This window comes from Ruegeria arenilitoris, assembly GCF_013035425.1.
Lineage (GTDB): Bacteria > Pseudomonadota > Alphaproteobacteria > Rhodobacterales > Rhodobacteraceae > Ruegeria > Ruegeria arenilitoris_A.
Genome location: NZ_WQHX01000008.1, coordinates 39491 through 54579 on the forward strand (window position 1 = coordinate 39491; position 15089 = coordinate 54579).

Consider the following 15089-nt stretch of genomic DNA (forward strand, 5'->3'; position numbering starts at 1 on the left):
TCCCAAAAAAGTAATGAAAGGCGGCCGTTATGGAGGTTTTTGCCACTGCAATGCCTGCGCTGGGTGACGCGTGGGGATTGATCCTGCAACCTATCGTTCTGGGCTATCTCGTACTCGGCGTTGTAATGGGACTGGCCGTAGGTGTTTTTCCTGGGCTTGGTGGAATTGCTGGTTTGTCCTTGCTGCTGCCGTTCATGTTTGGAATGGACCCTATCCTTGGACTGGCGTTAATGATCGGCATGGTCGCAGTCGTTCCGACCTCTGATACCTTTGCCTCGGTATTGATGGGGATCCCGGGCAGTTCAGCATCTCAGGCGACGGTTCTCGACGGCTTTCCCATGGCCAAGAATGGCGAGGCAGCGCGGGCCTTGTCTGCAGCCTTTGCATCGTCTCTTTTCGGTGGCTTGGTCGGCGCAACATTTCTGACAATGTTCATCCTTGTTGCGCGGCCTATAGTTTTGGCTTTTGGCCTGCCCGAGATGTTGATGATCACCATTCTGGGTCTTTCGATGGTCGCTATCCTTGCGGGTCGCATACCGTTGAAAGGAGTAGCAGCGGCTGGTTTGGGCCTGATGGTCGGAACCATCGGTGAGGCAGACGCCGGTGGATCGCTGCGAATGGCGACCTATGACATTCCTTATCTGACAGATGGGCTGAAACTGGTCATCGTCGGGCTGGGCATATTCGCCGTACCAGAAATCGTATCGCTGCTGCGACAGGATCGTTCGATTGCCAAGGGCGCTTCACTGGGGGCCGGGTGGCTTGACGGTGTGAAAGACTGGGCCGCGAACATTTGGTTGTCTGTTCGTTGTTCGATAATCGGCGTGGTCGTTGGTGTCATTCCGGGTCTCGGAGGTTCGGTCGTAGATTGGATTGCCTATGGACACTCGGTTCAATCAACCAAAGACAAAAGCAACTTTGGCAAAGGCGAAGTACGAGGAGTCATCGGCCCGGAAAGTTCGAACAATGCCAAGGAAGGCGGCGGTTTGGTTCCGACCTTGCTTTTCGGTATTCCGGGATCAGGCTCTATGGCAATCTTCATTGGTGCTGTCGCCCTGCTCGGTTCAGGCAACATCGAGGTTGGGCCAAGCATGCTCAAGGACAATCTCGATATCACCTATTCGATTGTCTGGTTACTGGCTCTGGCTAACGTTGTGGGCACCATATTGTGCATCGCGGCTTCGGGCGGTATCGCCAAGCTAACTACAATCCGCTTTACATATCTGGCTCCGTTCCTCTTCATGCTGATTAGCTTTGCAGCATTTCAATCCGGTCAGAACTTCGAAGACCTGCTGGCCCTGTTCGTGATCGGTTTGATCGGGATATTCCTGCGTCGGTTTGACTGGTCGCGCCCAGCCTTCCTTATCGGCTTTGTCCTGTCTAACCCAGTGGAGAAGTTTACCAATCAAGCGTTCCAGATCGCATCGTTCAGGTTTCGCAAAAGCTTTGGCGAGGGTATGGAATATGTCTTCAGCCCGATCGTGATCGTTTTGATCGTGGTTACAGTTGTATCGGTCATTTTTGGAATTCGTCAGGCCAAGATGATCATGGCTGAAGGAGAGGTTCAGTCGGGCAGCAAGCGTGCGCCTTTGATTTTTCTGCTCGTTATTATGGCCTATTTGATTGTGGCCTTGGTTAATGCCAATATGATCCCGAACTATAACATGACCGACAAGATTATCCCGCTGGTTATCGGTACAGTCTCGCTCTTCTGTTGTGTTGTTTTGTTAATCCAAATGATGCGACGGCCCGAGGGCGATCCGATCTTTGCAGACAAGGAAATCGCAGGTGAGGATGCAAATGCACCTCATGGGCTTTGGTCCACACTGGCATGGTTTGCTGGTCTGATCGCAGCTACTTGGGTCGTCGGCTTCATCCTTGCGCTATTCGGGTTCTTGATCGCCTTCTTTCGCATTCGCGCCGGATCAAGCTGGCAGATGGCACTGATCCTGACCGCATGCGGCATAGGCTTTATGTGTTTCATGGCCGGTGCACTAAACCGGGATTTTCCGCCCGGCCTTCTGCAGGGTTTAGTTGATCTGCCGTGGCCTCTAAAATGACAGAACCCCTAAGGCTTCTTTGCCTCGAAGGGGATGGCATCGGGCCAGAGATCGTGAACGCGACGCTGGCGGTTGTTCAAGCCGCTGGCCGGGTCCTTAATCGCAAGATCCAAACCGAGAAGATGGATATCGGTTTTGCTGCGTTGAAAGCCAAAGGATCGACGATCCCACAGTCGGTGATTGAGGCCGCCGAGTCTGTCGACGGTGTGATCCTTGGTCCGGTGTCGCACAATGAATATCCGCCAGTCGAACAGGGTGGGCGAAATCCTTCAGGCGTACTGCGAAAAGAACTGGAGCTTTTTGCAAATCATCGACCCGCCAAGACCTGGGTCGGACTAGACGCACCTTCGCGCAAATCCTTCGACCTGATCGTGATGCGCGAGAACCTTGAAGGGTTCTATGCAGATCGCAATATGTTCGCAGGCTGTGGTGAATTTATGCCCGAACCGGACGTTGCGTTGGCTGTTCGGAAGGTAACGCGCAAAGCAAGTCTCGACATCGCACGCGCCGGATTCGAATTGGCCGCGTCCCGTCCGGCCAAACATGTTACCGTCGTTCACAAGGCAAACGTAATGCGTATGACGGATGGCTTGTTCTTGGAATGCACGCGTTCAGTCGCCAAGGAGTTTCCTTCCGTTGCCTATAAGGAAATGCTTGTAGACGCGGCTGCGGCGCATCTGGTTCGCGATCCTACACGGTTCGACGTATTGATTGCGACGAATATGTTCGGCGATATTCTAAGCGATCTCGCCTCAGAGCTAGCCGGTGGTTTGGGGCTGGCTGGGTCCCTCAATTTCGGTGCTCTTCACGCGGTTGCACAGGCGCAGCATGGCTCGGCTCCGGATATCGCCGGTAGAGACGTGGCAAATCCGGTTTCGCTTGTATTATCAGTTGAAATGCTGCTTCGGCATCTCGGTGAAACTAACGCAGCAGATCTTATCCGAGCCTCTGTGGGAGTTGCATTGGAATCGCCCGAAACACGCACGCGCGACCTGCAAGGTACGCTTGGCACAAGTGCATTCACCGAAGTTCTTTGCAAACTTGTTGAGGAGGGCGCGAGATGACCCAAACCGCAATACCCTACGTTTTCATGCGAGGCGGCACATCGCGCGGCCCCTATTTTCTCAGGTCTGATTTGCCGCAGGATTTGGATAAGTTGGCGGAAGTTCTGATTGCCGCCATCGGTGCCGGCCATCCACTAAATATTGATGGAATTGGCGGTGGCGCTGCAGTTACCACCAAAGTCGCAATGCTTTCGCCCAGCGATGATGAATGGGCAGACATCGACTATTTCTTTGCCCAGGTCTCGGTTGAGGAGAGGCTGGTCGACTTTAAGCCCACCTGCGGCAACATTCTGTCTGGTGTTGGTCCCGCAGCAATTGAAATGGGGTTGATCCGGACTCAGGGCGAAGAAACCAAAGTTCGAATTCGCGCAGTCAACACTGGTGCACAGGTAGAGGCCAAGGTCCAAACACCCGGTGGCCAATTGACTTATGATGGCGGGTCACAGATTGCCGGTGTGCCCGGGCATGCGGCTCCGATCCAGTTGAGTTTTATGGGCGTAGTAGGGTCTTCGACCGGTGCATTCCTGCCCACAGGTAACTTGCGTGACTCTATTCAAGGGATTGAAGTGACCTGCATGGATGTTGCGATGCCCTTGGTAATAGCCCGCGCAGCTGACTTTGGTTTGTCGGGCTACGAAAGCGCAGAGGAACTTGATGGAAACGAAGAGTTCTTTGACCGTATGGAGAAACTTAGGATCGAAGCCGGTCTTGCAATGGGCATGGGAGACGTTTCGAAGTCTGTAACTCCCAAGTTTGGGCTTCTGGCACCCGCCAAAGACGGAGGAACCATTGCCGTCAGGTATTTCATGCCATGGAAAACTCATCCAACGATGGCCGTTACTGGCGCCCAATGCTTGGCATCCTGTGCACTGACGCCGGGAACAGTTGCTGATGGTTTACTAAACCGCCCCAATTCCTGCCCTGCGGAAATTGTGCTTGAGCATGCTTCGGGAACAATCGACGTCTTGATCGACTTTTCCAATAATGAAAGTTTTGTTCTGAACTCTGCAGGCCTGGTTCGAACGGCTCGCAAACTGGCAGATGGCTATATTTATGTCCCGAAAGAGGTTTGGGATGGGAGTTGATTGGGTTGATGCTATTTGGTATACTTTAGTATACAATTAGGAGCTGCCACGATGACGGACTACTCTGAATGCCTCATGATCGCGCGTCAGGAACTCAGGCTTGCGCAAGCAGCCTTGCGGAGAGATATGGCAGACTACCCAACACCGATTGCCGGTTGTGACGAGCAGTTCAATCACCTTTTGGACCAAAGTCAGCGCATTCGAAATGCGCTCGCCGCTCTTGAAGCGCCGCAATTTGTCCCAACCCCAAGAAGGTTGGATATCGGGATGAGCATTGAAAGCCGATGAAAGTTCACATTCTAGACGATTGGTTCGACACACTTCGAGGGTTGCCGTGTTTTGACAAGCTGGCGGGACACGACATTACGGTCTGGACGGACCACGTAGAAAGCTCTACCGAGCTAGCCGCGCGCCTACGGGACGCCGAAGTACTGGTACTTTTTCGTGAACGCACCAATGTGACAAGGGAATTACTGACGCAATTGCCAAACCTGCGGCTAATCAGCCAGCGCAGTGTCTATCCTCATGTCGATGTGCAGGCTTGTACAGATAACAGAGTGTTGCTGTGTTCGAACATGCATGGAGGAACACCCTCGTATGCCGCGGCCGAGCTGACTTGGGCTCTGATAATGGCTGGCATGCGTGACCTTCCTGCGCAAATGGCATCTGTCAAGGCGGGTCGCTGGCAAGCCGGGGTAGGTAAAACACTGCGTGGTCGGCAATTGGGCCTTTACGGATATGGGCGTATCGCTCGCACGGTCGCTGGATATGCTGAAGCATTTGGAATGTCTGTCGTCTGGTGGTCGTCCGACGCAGGTCGCGCCCGCGCGACTGCCGATGGCGCGATCATTGCACCCAACCGCGAGGCATTCTTTTCCAACAGCGACGTTGTTTCCATTCACGTGCGTCTAAAACCGGAAACAAACGGTATCATAACAGCAGAAGATTTGGGCGCGATGCAACCAGGTTCCCTGTTTGTGAACACTTCCCGTGCAGGGCTAGTTGCGCAGGGGGCTTTGCTCAAAAGCCTCAATAGTGGCCGTCCTGGCATGGCAGCAATCGATGTTTTTGATACTGAACCACTTACTGATCCCAACGACCCTCTACTGGCACATCCGCACTTGATCGCGACGCCCCATATCGGATTTGTCACCGAAGACGAGTTTGATCTGCAGTTCGCGGATATCTTTGACCAAGTAAACGCCTTTGCCGAAGGTGAACCGATCCACATGATCAATCCCGAGGTTTGGTCCAACGCAGAATGAGATTGGCTGCAATCGGCGCGCCGATTATTACCAATACAATCCGTGTTAGATGGTGCGTGATAACAAAGCCTAAATCGGCACCCGAGACGATCGCCAGAACTGTCATTTCAGCCTGACCGCCTGGGGCAAAGGCCAGAAACGCCTCGACTGGGCGGCCGAGACCCAATGCGGTGACGATGGCTGTGAAGGCTGCTGCCAGTATCGCTAAAATGGCGACGTAAGCGACACCGGCGGCAACCACACGGCGCAGTTCACTCCATGTAACACCGGTAAACTGTACGCCAATCCCGCAGCCAATGAAGAACTGGGCCACCAGTACAGCTTCACGTGGAGGGCGTGAATGGATGAAGTCACCAAGTGACAGCATAGCTGTCAGAATCATTGGCCCAAGTATCGAGGCACCGAACAACCCGACTTTCTCGCCGCCTTTCCAACCCACAAGAGCTGCGGCCACCATGAGCAGCAGTTCATGCACGGGAAGGTCGCGCGCGGGCTCACCAACGGGGTTAGTCAATTCCGCGCCATAGAAAACCGTCAGAAACAAAGGCGCCAAGGTAACTATGATCAAAACGCGCGTGCCATGGATCAAGGACAATGTACGCGGATCAGCCCCAGCTTCGGTGCCAAAAATAATCATGTCCTGCAATCCACCGGGCATGGCTGCATAAAACGCTGTTTTGTCATCAAAACCCCAAACCCTGCGAAAAAAGGGGACACCGATAAGCGCGATCAAAATGATAAAGAACGGGATCAACATTATCGACGCAGCCATCTTTGGCAGATCTGCGAAAAGGGCTGGTGTAATCGACGCTCCGACGGCCACTCCCAAAATTGTTCTCGCAGCAACGGAAACCTGACCAAATCCCCTAAGCGGCGCTTTGGCCAAAGCCGCAATCAGGCACGCGGACATCGGACCAAACAAAAATGGCAGCGGCAGGTTTGCCGCCCAAAACAACAACGTGCCCAACGCTGCGAGGCCAAATGTTAGGGACCTCTGCATTGTTGGTGTGAGTTGAGAATTCCGGGCGGACAAGATTAGACTCCAGAAATACCAGCTTATTTGTATGCGGTTGTATACCAAGCAGTGCAATATGCAAGCGCACTGGGTTTTTTGCATCCTTTGATGCGTCTCAAATTAGTTCGGCTTTTTCTAGTCTATTCTGATTGCATCCTATTCTCGGCTCACGAGGTCCAAGATGATTGTCGAAGACCAAAGCAAAGTAGTTGCATTCCTATCAGACCCTGCCACTTACGGCGTCTGCGAACCAATCGAAGTCATCGAAACTCATATCTCTGTTATTTTTCTAGCGGGAAACCGGGCGTATAAACTGAAAAAAGCGGTCCAACTGCCGTATGCAGATTTTTCTACTCCTGAAATTCGCTCCAACGCCTGTGAAAAAGAATTTAAGCTGAACAAGATTACTTCGCCAGAGATCTACCTTGGCGTGCGTCATATCAGCCGAAACGGTTCAACACTAAGTTTCGGCAACTGCGGGGAAGTCATTGACACCGTTGTTGAAATGGTACGTTTCGAGCAAGAAACTATACTAGACCAAATGGCCGTGCGAGGAGAACTAACCCCTGAAATTATGAGTGTTTTGGCAAAAACAATTGCGAAGGCTCACAAGTCGGCGAAGCCGGTCCAAACCGGTGGCGTTGATAACATCCATGCCGTGCTGAGCATTAACAAGGCAGGCTTTAAACAAAGCTCGGTGTTTACGCATTCTGAAATAGACCGACTAGACGAAGCCTTCCAAACCGCATTGAAACAGAAGGCCGGGATCTTTGAAATGCGCGCCGCGCGCGGTTGTATTAAGCGTTGTCACGGAGACCTTCATCTAAGAAATATTTGCCTCTTCGATGGGGAACCAAGGCTATTTGACTGTATCGATTTCAACGACCAACTCGCTACAGTAGATGTTTTGTACGATTTGGCATTTCTTGCAATGGATCTTTGGCACAGGGATTTGCGACACCTCGCAAACCTTGTCGTAAACCACTATGTTGATTTCTCACAAGAAGAGGATGGTTTTCCGCTCTTGCCGTACTTCATTGCACTTCGTGCAGCTGTACGTGCGCATGTTCTGGCAACACAGTCTGAGGACCTGCAAGACAACCCCGCAAACGCCAAGCGGAAAGAAGCCCGAACTTACTATGACTTGGCGACATCCCTATTAGGAACCACGAAGCCTCGATTAGTTGCAATTGGTGGCTTCAGTGGAAGCGGCAAGTCCACCATATCAAACGAAATTGCATCCGCGTTTGGGGGTGCCCCCGGAGCAAGAGTGATAGAAAGTGATCGGGCACGCAAAGCAATGTTTGGCGTCGATCCGCAGACGCCGCTACCAGAAAAGGCCTATCATCGCGATGTTTCGGATGCAGTATATGACTCGATGGGACATCGCGCCAAGGCTCTGCTAAAGGCCGGGAGCCCGGTGATAGTTGATGCAGTTTTTGATTTTCCTGGCCGAAGAGATAAAATCGAAAATGTAGCGCGAGAAGTTAATGTTCCTTTTGATGGTATTTGGCTGGACGCCGCATCGGCAGTACTTAAACGACGCCTTCAAACCCGAGCCAAGTCAGCATCTGACGCCACTGTGGATGTTCTGGAGATGCAACTTGAAAGGAAATCGGTTCCCGTTTCTTGGACGCTGCTTTCAACCTCTTGTTCTATTAACGAAACCCGGCTGGAAATCGTGACCGCGTTGGGTTTGGATCAGCATAAATAAACTTGATTATCCCAATGCAGAAGACGCTTCGGACTAGCCCTGCTAAGGTTATCTCGTGCCCAAAACCTGTCACCCAGGTTGCTGAATATCGGTTGCCCGACATTGCCATAGGGCGCCAAAAGCGCAGTAAATTCTGTATTCAACCTTAGCTGAGCCATTTGCCATCCTCAGAAACGGGCTTTTTTGTACATTGATCTTTATCAAGATTGGCTAACGCAAGCAGTGGTACAGTGAACGCCAAATTAGGAGGGTTCGCATGGAAGATTTGGTGGAAATTGGAAGATCCTTTGTGCAGGCGATGCGTGAACGCAGGGGCATCTCAAACGTTGACGAAATGTATGCCGAAAACGCTCAATCAATAGAGGCGGTCGTGCCTCCTGTGCGGCAGTTTCGGATAACTAAAGGACGGGATGCGATCAAAGCGAAAAGAGAGGATTGGTTGGTAACACATGAAATCCATGAACTCGACGCGGACGGCCCCTACGTTCACCCTCCAAATCGCTTTGGCGTTCGTTACAGGGCCGAGGTAACGCAAAAGTCTACGGGTAAGCATATAACTCTCCGTGAAATCGCAATTTACTCGGTGGAGGACGACAAAATTATTCTCGAAGAGTTCTTCATGTTGCCAAAATAGAAAGCCACTTTGCAGTTCGGCTAAACTTGGTGCAGCCGTGAACCGGTAACTTGAATTTTTCCAATAATAACAAAGCACGGTTACCGCGGTGCAGTCAGCCTACTGATTTACTCCGGTCAGACACTAACTAGAGAAATCCGCTCAACCCGACCCAGCCCGAAACAACCAATAACGATCCGATTGAAAGACTGCACTTATGCCGAAAGAGCCATATCAAAGTCCACGCGACGGACCAAACTGGCCCGATTGGATGTATTACGTTGCGCTTGCGGCTGTTCTAGGACTTTTGATTGTTACAAGCTTTTTTGCTCCGCCTACCAATCAGCAAGCAACCACGCTGACATACAGCGCCATGAAAGAGCTTGTCCGTGCGGGGCGAGTGCAATCAGCTGAACTGCGCGAGCATAGCATTATTGTAAACACCAAGTCCGATGACAAGAACGGCGGACAAACTTTCAGTGCCGTTGTCCCGGTCCATGGCGATCCGGACTTGCTTGCGCTGCTGGAAGACAACGATGTCGACATAACGGCGACGGAACCATCTGAAACGTCAATCTTCATTTATCTACTGCCTTGGGTATTTATTCTCGCAGTCTACTTTTGGCTACAGCGGCGAATGACAGGCGGAATAGCAGGCGGTCCAGGTGGAATTTCCGGAGGGCTGCTTAGCGGACGTTTTTCCAAACCGAATGCATCCGCAAAGAAAGTGACGTTCCAGGATGTGGCGGGCCAGGATCAGGCTAAACGCGAGGTTGCAGAATTGGTGGAGTTCCTGCGCGACCCACAGCGTTTTGCCCGCGTCGGTGCCGAAGTCCCGCATGGCGTTTTGCTGGTTGGACCGCCGGGAACAGGAAAAACGCTGTTGGCTAAAGCACTTGCTGGCGAGGCCGATGTCCCATTTTTTTCCACGTCTGGTTCCGAATTTATTGAGATTTTCGTTGGCGTCGGTGCGGGCCGGGTCCGCAATTTGTTTGAGGAAGCGCGCAAGGCTGCTCCGTCAATTATTTTCATCGACGAATTGGATAGCGTCGGTCGCACCCGCGGAACAGGGCTTGGCGGCGGCCACGATGAAAGGGAACAGACACTAAACCAAATACTTGCGGAACTAGACGGATTTAGTGAACGCGAAGCGGTTGTTGTACTGGCAGCAACCAACCGACCAGATGTTCTGGATCCTGCTTTGCTAAGGCCTGGCCGTTTCGACCGCCATGTAACGCTTAACTTGCCTGAGAAAGAGGCCCGACGTGCCATTCTTGATATTCATGCAAGAAAGCTACCACTTGAAAATACCAGCGATCTGGATTGGATTGCGGCTGGAACACCGGGCTTTTCAGGGGCTGATCTAAAGAATCTACTCAACGAAGCTGCAATCACGGCAGCGCGCCGGAACGCAGGTCTGATCACCCGCAGTGACCTTGATGAAGCACGAGACAAAGTGATGATGGGGACAGTACGCACACTCGCCATCCGACCTGACGAACGGCACCGGTTAGCTGTCCATGAAGCCGGTCATACCGCAGTTTCTTACTTCACTCCCGAAGCTGACCCTTTGTACAAAGTCACGATCATTCCACGCGGTCATGCCCTTGGCGGAACACATTCTTTGCCGGAGGGAGAACGTCACACTCTCAATGAAACATTCCTCAAAGACCAAATCGTTACATTGCTCGCAGGGCGAGCGGCAGAACAATTGTTCCTGGGAACCGTCAGTTCCGGCGCTGATGACGACATCCGAAGGGCCACCGAAATTGCCAGACGAATGGTGACGCGGTGGGGAATGACGGATGAGCTCGGTCCGATCGACCTACGGCAAAGCGAGGACCACCCATTTCTGGGGCGGTCCATCGCGCAGCCCACGAGTGTTTCCGACACTACGGCGGCGCAAGTGGACCAAGCGATTATCAAGATGCTTGTCGACGCAGAAGCGCGGGCAACTTCGATACTAAAACAACATAAACCAGAGACTGAAAAGCTAATTGCAGCGCTAGAAGAAAATGAAACACTGGACTTCGTTGCTATTCAGTCATGCCTGGATCCTGAGAAGAAAATTGAGCAACCTCGTCATACACCTGACTCAGTGACCAAAATACCTGTTGTTCCGCATAGTTGACATTCTCGACAGTGTGCGCCGCTGTTTTTGGTCGCAAAATATGGCAGGATCCTTCTCAATCAAGAGAACCCAGTCTCACTGATAAAACTGGACAACAAGAACATTTGTTGGCGGCGGACATTTAGGAATTTTTCGACCTGAGTTTTGGAGGGCCCATGTACAAGAAAATATTAATTGCCACCGACGGATCCGAACTGGCGCAGCGAGCTGTCGAACAAGGTATAAGCCTTGCCAAATCCCTGAATGCCAGTGTGATGTTCGTAACGGTTACCGAGCTGTGGTCGCCCCTTGAAATGGCTGGCGCGGCCGAGCTTGGAAGCCAAGACGCAGTTCGAGGCTATGAAGATGCAGCCGCCCAATCCGCAAAGGAAATTCTGAAGCAAGCCAATGAACTAGCAGCATCTGCCGGGATTGCCTCTGAAACTCGTCACATAGCGGATCGTAGGCCGGCAGAAGGAATTCTGGATACCGCTGAACTATACGATTGCGAACTTATAGTGATGGCTTCTCATGGTCGCCGTGGGCTACAAAAAATGTTGGTAGGTAGCCAGACTTCTGAAGTCATCGCATTAAGCAAGCGGCCTGTCCTCGTCGTGAGATAAATTGGTCCTCATGCCTGAGCTTTCACTTCGTTTCGACAATCCTCAAATGAAGCGGGATGTTCCACCGAAAGAGTCCATAACGAGAAACCCGGGCACAAACATCGCAATATGACCGATGTCAAAGCCGAATTGGACGCTCTGTGCCAGACTCCACATGAAGAATTCCCATGTCCGGCCCTGGGGACGGTTCCTTGGTTCGGTCAGAGGGTTGGGAGGCACGTAACATGGACCAACTTGCTATCAGATTCCCGGATCGCGCCGAAGCCGGACGTCGGTTAGGCAAGCGCTTGCAAACCATGGAGTTGGATGACCCTGTTGTTTATGCTTTGCCGCGCGGCGGGGTACCCGTCGCAGTCGAAGTTGCACATGCAATCAAGGCTCCGCTTGATCTAATTTTTGTCCGCAAGATCGGTGCGCCCGGATCGCCAGAAGTAGCGCTTGGAGCGATCGTCGACGGCAAAAACCCTCAAACAGTCATAAACAAAGAGGTTCAAAGACGATCACACGCTGACGCCAATTATCTCGAGAAGGCAGGCGCCAGGGAATTACACGAATTAGAAAGACGTCGATCGCGATACCTCGGCGACCGCGCGCAAATTTCTGCGAAGGACAAAACCGCTGTCATTGTCGATGACGGGTTGGCGACTGGGGCGACGATGAAGGCGGCGCTTATCGCTATGACGCAACAAGGCCCCAAGAAGGTTTGTATTGCGGTCCCGGTTGCACCGGCTGAGGTCGCAAAAGAATTCGAAAGCCTGGCCGACGAAGTTGTGTGTCTGAACCCAGCACAGCTTTTTTTTGGTGTTGGCGCGTTTTACGACGACTTCCATCAACTCAGCGATGAAGAGACTATAGGTCTACTGCAGGCAGGGCGGTGAGAAATCATTGCCGCTTTCCGGCCTTTATCCCGCTCAGGCACATATTACACACATTCGTCAAAGGCGGCGTAAGGAGTCCGCCGCCAAGTTGTCTTACCCGAAAATTCGACTGCTACAGTTACTGACCTACCGTTGAGTGCGAAAGATATTGGGCAAGACAAGCGCCAGATGTATTATTCGTCACACGGCCCGCAACAAGTGACCCACAGTCAGGCTCTACCGCGGGCCAATTTGGTTCATCGGCAGATTGTGTTGTTACCTTTTGCCGGTCTAATAGGTGCTTTTCCACTCAAGCCGATATAGAGTATGCCGCCCGCTCAGACCTTTGAGTTGCCTTGGCTCGGTGTCCGAAAAACAAAATGAGGTTCTTCCTCCAACCATCGCTCGGGTCGCATCCGAAATCAAAATTTCGCCCGCGACGCCTGCAGTCGTTATACGCGATGCCTTGTTGACTACGGTGCCAAAGAAATCACCGCGAGATTGCACAACATCGCCGGTGTGAATTCCAATCCGCAAACCCAGGTGCGGTTCTTCGGACACGGATGTAACGGCTGTTTGCATATCGACCGCAGCAGCCAGTGCTTCTTTCGCAGAAGGAAAAATCGACAAAGTTCCATCGCCCAAAGATTTCACAAATTGACCGCGATGTTTCTGAATAATTTCCGCCAAAACTTGGAAATGGCTTTCGATTGCAGATGACCAGCTTTGATCGCCCAGCGCTTCTGCCAATGCAGTACTACCCTCTACATCTGTGAAAAGGACCGAAGCCAAGCCTTCGGATTGAATAAGTTCAGGCCCCTCCTCTCTTGCAGCATCGATCAGTTGCTGGATGGCCAACTGTTCGACACCGACAAGTTCGATATTGGGGGTCGGTACAGATGCATGGCGGTTTACAATCTTCCACGATGCGCCTTCCAAAACGAAAATCACGACGGTGCGATAGATGACCGCTTCGTCAAAGCCGACAAATTGAATCCGGTGGACAAAAGATGACCATCCAGTTTCTCCGTTTTCGAAGGCTTCCGCCTCAAGTTCTTCAAACACTACCGGCGCTGGAATCGCGGCAAAAAAGCCGCCGACGCCGTCGCGCACTGCAGAACCACTCCAAAACTCACCCTCACCTGTTCCAATGAACCTAAGTTCATCGGAGGTTGTTAGAAAGTCTCGCAATTCCTCTGTGTTCGTTTTGGTCCTGAGTATCTCATACCAACGTCTGGAAACTGCCAGCAATTCGGGTGAGGAACGTATCATCCGATCTTGCCCGGGACCGAGGACAGATCAATTCTGCGAAGATTTTCCAAACGGTATCTCCATTATCAAACATAGTGGACCAATGCTGCCAATGCGTCTTGTTACGATCAAGAGATTTGTGAGGCATCAGGCGTTTGACGCTTCCGCAGCCGGGTTCGGAATGGGCTGGTTACTTGACTTGCCTTTCGGCTATGCGGGCACCGTCAGTCACATTAACTGATGGAAAAAGAACCACTTTGTCTCCGGGCTCCAATCCATTCTCAACTTGCGCCTCCAGACCGTTGTTGTGGCCAATGTCAACAACCCGTAACTCGGCGCGGCCAGAAATATCGACAAAAACAGCCCAGTTTTGTCCCTGTCGAAATAGCGCAGCGGCAGGAACGATGATGACGTCGTCATCCTCCCAGACAACAATTCGAACTTCGATACGATAGCCGTGACCTAATGTTCCCCGAACCTCGCTGAGCCCATCGAACTGGATTGTGGTTTCCACTCGTTGTTCTTCAACACCCAATGCGGAATACTTTGTGTATCCATATGGGTCGATCCGGCTAACCGAACCACTCAGATCGCCGAGCCCGCCCCAATTGGTTATGATCACGCGATCCCCCTCACTAACTTGAACCGCTTCTGACGACAGAAGCTCAGCCACGACCTCCAAATCGCCTTCGATGTCTCCTATCTCCAGTATTGGTTCGCCGGCGGGAAGGGTTGTTTCGCTCTTTTTGATGACCTGCAAAATAGTTCCGTCGATGGGTGCCCGCAATGGGATGCTGTAGGAAGGTGTCTCACTATCTTCTAGCGCTTCGGCCAAACCTGCGTCGTCAAATCCTATCAATCGCGCACGTGCGTTGGCGAGCTCGGCTTCGCGCATGGCGATTGCGGCCTGGACTGTATCGAGATTTGCCTTGGCGATTCTGGCTGCCTGCTCAGCTCGTTCCATTGCCACTTTACTTGTTATACCCTTGGTGACTAGTTTTTGAGTACGCTCCAACTCGCTTTGGGCAAAATCATCTGTAGCTAGTGCCGCGTTTAAATCTGCACGCGCGACCCTGAGCGCGGCTTCGGCGGCACTGACTGCGGCAATGGCCTGCTCTCGGGTTCGTACATCCAGCGCAGATGGGTTTGCGGGGGTCATCCGGGCTACAATCGTTTCACCACCAACAACCCGGTCGCCAGGCAGGACCGTTACACGCTGCAATTCTCCTGCAACGGGTGAAGAAACAACGTAGGGTTCTTTGACTCGCGTTCTGCCTTCCTCGTTGATGGTAACAAGCATCTTGCCACGCTGTACCATTGCCGTATCGACAAGCATGGGGCGCGGCCAAAAAGCCGCAAGAAGAATGACCGCCACCAGAAGAATCGCGACACTCGTAAGAACCGACCGAGAATATCGTTTTTGTCTGCTCAC

13 protein-coding genes are annotated in these 15089 nt (G+C 52.2%); 10 read left to right on the forward strand and 3 right to left on the reverse strand.

Annotated features, from left to right (window positions below; all coding sequences use genetic code 11):
• Positions 1 to 29 precede the first annotated feature (29 nt).
• Genes GOV45_RS19025 through GOV45_RS19045 form a run of 5 tightly spaced genes read left to right on the forward strand, consistent with a single transcriptional unit; the run spans position 30 to position 5474 of the window.
• Positions 30 to 2060, forward strand: coding sequence for a tripartite tricarboxylate transporter permease (locus GOV45_RS19025; protein ID WP_170480763.1), 2031 nt, complete (start codon positions 30 to 32; stop codon positions 2058 to 2060).
• Positions 2057 to 3124, forward strand: coding sequence for an isocitrate/isopropylmalate dehydrogenase family protein (locus tag GOV45_RS19030; protein ID WP_170480764.1), 1068 nt, complete (start codon positions 2057 to 2059; stop codon positions 3122 to 3124). Before GOV45_RS19025 ends, GOV45_RS19030 begins: the two co-directional genes overlap by 4 nt.
• The gene (locus tag GOV45_RS19035) at positions 3121 to 4209 is read left to right on the forward strand and encodes a 4-oxalomesaconate tautomerase (protein WP_170480765.1); all 1089 of its coding nucleotides are present in this window, start codon (positions 3121 to 3123) and stop codon (positions 4207 to 4209) included. The genes GOV45_RS19030 and GOV45_RS19035 overlap by 4 nt, the downstream gene beginning before the upstream one ends.
• A gap of 51 nt (positions 4210 to 4260) precedes the next feature.
• Positions 4261 to 4497 carry a hypothetical protein gene (locus GOV45_RS19040; RefSeq protein ID WP_170480767.1) on the forward strand — a complete coding sequence of 79 codons (237 nt, stop codon included), beginning with the start codon at positions 4261 to 4263 and terminating at the stop codon, positions 4495 to 4497.
• Positions 4494 to 5474 carry a D-2-hydroxyacid dehydrogenase family protein gene (locus tag GOV45_RS19045; RefSeq protein ID WP_170480769.1) on the forward strand — a complete coding sequence of 327 codons (981 nt, stop codon included), beginning with the start codon at positions 4494 to 4496 and terminating at the stop codon, positions 5472 to 5474. Before GOV45_RS19040 ends, GOV45_RS19045 begins: the two co-directional genes overlap by 4 nt.
• On the opposite strand, the gene GOV45_RS19050 is transcribed toward GOV45_RS19045, so the two are convergent.
• On the reverse strand, positions 5443 to 6474 hold the full coding sequence (locus tag GOV45_RS19050; RefSeq protein ID WP_170480771.1) for an AbrB family transcriptional regulator: 1032 nt from the start codon (positions 6472 to 6474) through the stop codon (positions 5443 to 5445). The genes GOV45_RS19045 and GOV45_RS19050 overlap by 32 nt on opposite strands.
• A 196-nt stretch (positions 6475 to 6670) precedes the next feature.
• Here GOV45_RS19050 and GOV45_RS19055 point away from each other — a divergent pair, with 196 nt between their 5' ends.
• The 5 genes from GOV45_RS19055 (at position 6671) to GOV45_RS19075 (ending at position 12427) form a co-directional block, all read left to right on the forward strand.
• On the forward strand, positions 6671 to 8203 hold the full coding sequence (locus tag GOV45_RS19055; protein WP_170480774.1) for an AAA family ATPase: 1533 nt from the start codon (positions 6671 to 6673) through the stop codon (positions 8201 to 8203).
• A 256-nt stretch (positions 8204 to 8459) separates the two neighbouring features.
• Positions 8460 to 8837: a nuclear transport factor 2 family protein gene (locus GOV45_RS19060; protein WP_170480775.1), complete on the forward strand. Its 378-nt coding sequence runs from the start codon at positions 8460 to 8462 to the stop codon at positions 8835 to 8837.
• Between the two features lie 196 nt (positions 8838 to 9033).
• Complete coding sequence (gene ftsH / locus GOV45_RS19065) at positions 9034 to 10947, forward strand: ATP-dependent zinc metalloprotease FtsH (RefSeq protein WP_170480777.1); 1914 nt, start codon at positions 9034 to 9036, stop codon at positions 10945 to 10947.
• Positions 10948 to 11102: 155 nt separating this feature from the next.
• Positions 11103 to 11549, forward strand: a complete 447-nt coding sequence (locus GOV45_RS19070; protein WP_170480779.1) for a universal stress protein — start codon at positions 11103 to 11105, stop codon at positions 11547 to 11549.
• A gap of 224 nt (positions 11550 to 11773) precedes the next feature.
• Complete coding sequence (locus tag GOV45_RS19075; protein ID WP_170480781.1) at positions 11774 to 12427, forward strand: phosphoribosyltransferase; 654 nt, start codon at positions 11774 to 11776, stop codon at positions 12425 to 12427.
• A 270-nt stretch (positions 12428 to 12697) separates the two neighbouring features.
• Here GOV45_RS19075 and GOV45_RS19080 read toward each other — a convergent pair whose 3' ends face one another.
• Both GOV45_RS19080 and GOV45_RS19085 read right to left on the reverse strand, forming a co-directional pair.
• A complete protein-coding gene (locus GOV45_RS19080; RefSeq protein WP_170480783.1) occupies positions 12698 to 13678 on the reverse strand; it encodes an adenylate/guanylate cyclase domain-containing protein in 981 nt (326 codons plus the stop codon).
• Between the two features lie 169 nt (positions 13679 to 13847).
• Positions 13848 to 15089, reverse strand: a complete 1242-nt coding sequence (locus GOV45_RS19085) for an efflux RND transporter periplasmic adaptor subunit (protein WP_367648150.1) — start codon at positions 15087 to 15089, stop codon at positions 13848 to 13850.

What these genes read in the sequence shown, in the direction of transcription:
- GOV45_RS19025 (WP_170480763.1), top strand. Translation starts at nt 30, where the DNA reads ATGGAGGTTTTTGCCACTGCAATGCCTGCGCTGGGTGACGCGTGGGGA.
- GOV45_RS19055 (WP_170480774.1), top strand. Translation starts at nt 6,671, where the DNA reads ATGATTGTCGAAGACCAAAGCAAAGTAGTTGCATTCCTATCAGACCCT.
- GOV45_RS19050 (WP_170480771.1), bottom strand. Translation starts at nt 6,474, where the DNA reads ATGCAGAGGTCCCTAACATTTGGCCTCGCAGCGTTGGGCACGTTGTTG.
- GOV45_RS19060 (WP_170480775.1), top strand. Translation starts at nt 8,460, where the DNA reads ATGGAAGATTTGGTGGAAATTGGAAGATCCTTTGTGCAGGCGATGCGT.
- GOV45_RS19035 (WP_170480765.1), top strand. Translation starts at nt 3,121, where the DNA reads ATGACCCAAACCGCAATACCCTACGTTTTCATGCGAGGCGGCACATCG.
- GOV45_RS19040 (WP_170480767.1), top strand. Translation starts at nt 4,261, where the DNA reads ATGACGGACTACTCTGAATGCCTCATGATCGCGCGTCAGGAACTCAGG.
- GOV45_RS19030 (WP_170480764.1), top strand. Translation starts at nt 2,057, where the DNA reads ATGACAGAACCCCTAAGGCTTCTTTGCCTCGAAGGGGATGGCATCGGG.
- GOV45_RS19075 (WP_170480781.1), top strand. Translation starts at nt 11,774, where the DNA reads ATGGACCAACTTGCTATCAGATTCCCGGATCGCGCCGAAGCCGGACGT.
- ftsH (WP_170480777.1), top strand. Translation starts at nt 9,034, where the DNA reads ATGCCGAAAGAGCCATATCAAAGTCCACGCGACGGACCAAACTGGCCC.
- GOV45_RS19070 (WP_170480779.1), top strand. Translation starts at nt 11,103, where the DNA reads ATGTACAAGAAAATATTAATTGCCACCGACGGATCCGAACTGGCGCAG.
- GOV45_RS19045 (WP_170480769.1), top strand. Translation starts at nt 4,494, where the DNA reads ATGAAAGTTCACATTCTAGACGATTGGTTCGACACACTTCGAGGGTTG.
- GOV45_RS19080 (WP_170480783.1), bottom strand. Translation starts at nt 13,678, where the DNA reads ATGATACGTTCCTCACCCGAATTGCTGGCAGTTTCCAGACGTTGGTAT.